This window comes from Polaromonas sp. (assembly GCF_041689105.1).
GTDB lineage: Bacteria > Pseudomonadota > Gammaproteobacteria > Burkholderiales > Burkholderiaceae_C > Polaromonas.
In genome coordinates this window covers 1-2,863 of record NZ_JBDNGU010000202.1, presented here as the reverse complement: position 1 = coordinate 2,863, position 2,863 = coordinate 1, and the positions used below count along the sequence as shown (strand labels likewise).

Genomic DNA, 2,863 nt, shown 5'->3' with positions numbered 1-2,863 from the left:
TTGGCAAAGGCAAGCACATGTCGGGCGAGCAAGCACGTTGGGGCTATGAGAACCTGAACCTGACGCAGGCCAAGCTCGATGCGCTGGGCTTCAAAGGTGTGATGCGTCCTGTATCCACCAGCTGCCAGGACCACATGGGCTCTGCGTGGGCGCGGGTCCACACCTGGGATGGCAGCAAGTTTGGCTGGTCTTCAGACTGGCTGCAGGCTGATGACCAGATCATTCGTCCTCTCGTGAGAGCATCTGCCGAAAAATTTGCGGCTGAAAAGAAACTGACGCGCCGCGCACCTGCAGACTGCCAGTCCTGACAACGCATGTCATTGCGGGTTCTTAGATGTCATGCCGGACCTGTTCCGGCATCCATGGTGGTGTGCAGGCGCACCGCCATGGATTGCGGATCGAGTCCGCAATGACAGCCTGGGCAGCCCCCTATGACAAGCGCCCAGCAGCCAGCATTGCGCGCAGTGCTGGCTACTGGTCCAACATGAAAAAATTATGAGCACACCCAACATCGTTCTCAACGTCAACGGCATTGAGGTCATTTACAACCATGTGATCCTGGTGCTGAAAGGCGTGTCGCTGCAAGTGCCGCAGGGCAAGATCGTGACCATTCTGGGCGGCAACGGCGCTGGCAAAACCACGACATTGCGAGCCGTCTCCAACCTGCTCAAGGGCGAGCGCGGCGCCGTCACCAAGGGCTCCATCGAGCTGCGCGGCGAGCGCATCGAAAACCTGTCACCGGCCGACCTGGTGCAGCGCGGCGTGGTGCAGGTCATGGAAGGCCGGCATTGCTTTGCCCATCTGACGATTGAGGAAAACCTGGCTGTAGGCGCCTACACGCTCAAGAGCAAGGCCGAGGCGGCCGCCAACCTGGAGAAGGTTTACAACTACTTTCCAAGGCTCAAGACACGGCGCACCTCTCAGGCGGCCTACACCTCGGGCGGCGAGCAGCAGATGTGCGCGATCGGCCGGGCGCTGATGGCCAGCCCGACCATGGTGTTGCTCGACGAGCCTTCGATGGGACTGGCGCCGCAGATCGTGGAAGAGGTGTTCGAGATTGTGAAAGACCTCAACCAGAAGGAAAAAGTGACATTTTTGCTGGCTGAGCAAAACACCAACATGGCCCTGAAATATGCTGACTATGGCTACATCATGGAAAGCGGCCGGGTCGTGATGGACGGTTCCGCAGCCGAGCTGGCAACCAATGAAGACGTCAAGGAGTTTTATCTCGGTGTCGGTGGCGGCGAGCGCAAGAGTTTTAAAGACGTCAAGAGTTATAAACGGCGCAAGCGCTGGCTGGCATGAGCACCGACAGCCCGAAACCGAACGCGCCCGAAGTGAAAAGCGTGGGGGCAAAATTTTCCGACGGGCCGCCCCTAGGGAAATTGGCCCCCTCGGGGGGCAGCGTATTACACGGAGTGAAAAGCGTGGGGGCAAAATATTACGACGGACTGGAAACCCGGCCGGCAGCCGAGCGCGAAACCTGGCTCATGGCGGCGCTATCTGGCCAGGTGGCCCATGCCCAGAAGTCAGCGCCGGCCTTCGCCGCCCTCCTGGCGGGCGTCCATGCCGCCGACATCAGCTCGCGCGAGGCGCTGGCGCGGCTTCCCGTCACCCGCAAGCACGCGCTGTTCGACCGGCAGAAGGCTGGCCGGCCCGGCGACGCCTTTGGTGGTTTTTCCACGTTGCTGCGCGGCCCGGCGATGCCGCGCATTTTCTCCTCACCCGGGCCGATTTACGAGCCCGAGGGCAGCACCAGGGACTATTGGCGTTCGGCCCGCGCCTTGTTCGCTGCGGGCTTTCGCAGCGGCGATCTGGTTCACAACGCCTTCAGCTACCACATGACGCCGGGCGCCTTCATCATGGAGGCCGGCGCGCACGCGGTTGGCTGCAGCGTTTTCCCGGCCGGCGTGGGCCAAACGGAGCAGCAGCTCCAGGCGATTGCCGAGCTCAGACCTGGCGCCTACATGGGAACGCCCAGCTTCCTGCGCATTTTGGTGGAGAAGGCGCTGGAAACCGGCAGTGACATCTCCAGCATCCGCAAGGGCCTGACCGGTGGCGAGGCGCTGCCGCCCAGCCTGCGCGACTGGTTCACCGGCCACGGCCTGGACGTGTTCCAGAGTTACGCCACGGCCGATCTGGGCCTGATCGCCTATGAAACTGACGCCCGGGAGGGCCTGGTGCTCGATGAAGGCGTGATCGTGGAAATCGTCCGCCCCGGCACCGGCGACCCGGTGCCAGACGGTGAGGTCGGCGAGCTGGTCGTCACCACGCTCAATCCTGCCTACCCCTTGATCCGTTTTGGTACGGGCGACCTGTCGGCGCTGCTGCCGGGCGCCTGCCCGACTGGAAGAACCAATACCCGCATCAAAGGCTGGATGGGACGGGCCGACCAGACCACCAAGGTTCGCGGTATGTTTGTCCACCCTGGCCAGGTGGCAGACATCGCCCGGCGGTTTCCCGAGGTTTTACGGGCGCGGCTCGTGATAACTGGCGAGATGGCCAATGACAGCATGACCCTCATGGTGGAAACCGCCGCGACGCCACAAGGGCTGGCGCTGCGGATCGGCGAAGCCGTTCGTGACGTGACCAAGTTGCGCGGCGATGTGGAGTTGGTGACCCCGGGCAGTTTGCCCAATGACGGCAGGGTCATTGAAGACGCCCGGAGTTACAAGTAGGGCCCCCACGCTTGTCGCTGCGCGTACTGCGCTGCCCCCCGAGGGGGCGATGCGCCTGCGGACTGGCAAAGCCAGATCCGCGGCCCTGGCTGGTGAAGAGAGAGCCCCCACGCTTGTCGCTGCGCGTACTGCGCTGCCCCCCGCGGGGGCGCTGCGCCTGCGGACTGGCAAAGCCAGATCCGCGG

Annotated in this window: 2 protein-coding genes and 1 pseudogene; all 3 read left to right on the top strand. The window is 63.2% G+C overall.

Going from position 1 to position 2,863, the window contains the following annotated elements; translation table 11 throughout:
* Positions 1-308: pseudogene (locus tag ACESMT_RS20035) on the top strand (ABC transporter permease); the annotation flags it as partial.
* A 187-nt stretch (positions 309-495) separates the two neighbouring features.
* The gene (locus tag ACESMT_RS20030; RefSeq protein WP_372828355.1) at positions 496-1,305 is read left to right on the top strand and encodes an ABC transporter ATP-binding protein; all 810 of its coding nucleotides are present in this window, start codon (positions 496-498) and stop codon (positions 1,303-1,305) included.
* Between the two features lie 185 nt (positions 1,306-1,490).
* A complete protein-coding gene (locus ACESMT_RS20025; RefSeq protein WP_372828356.1) occupies positions 1,491-2,678 on the top strand; it encodes a phenylacetate--CoA ligase family protein in 1,188 nt (395 codons plus the stop codon).
* Positions 2,679-2,863: the final 185 nt, after the last annotated feature.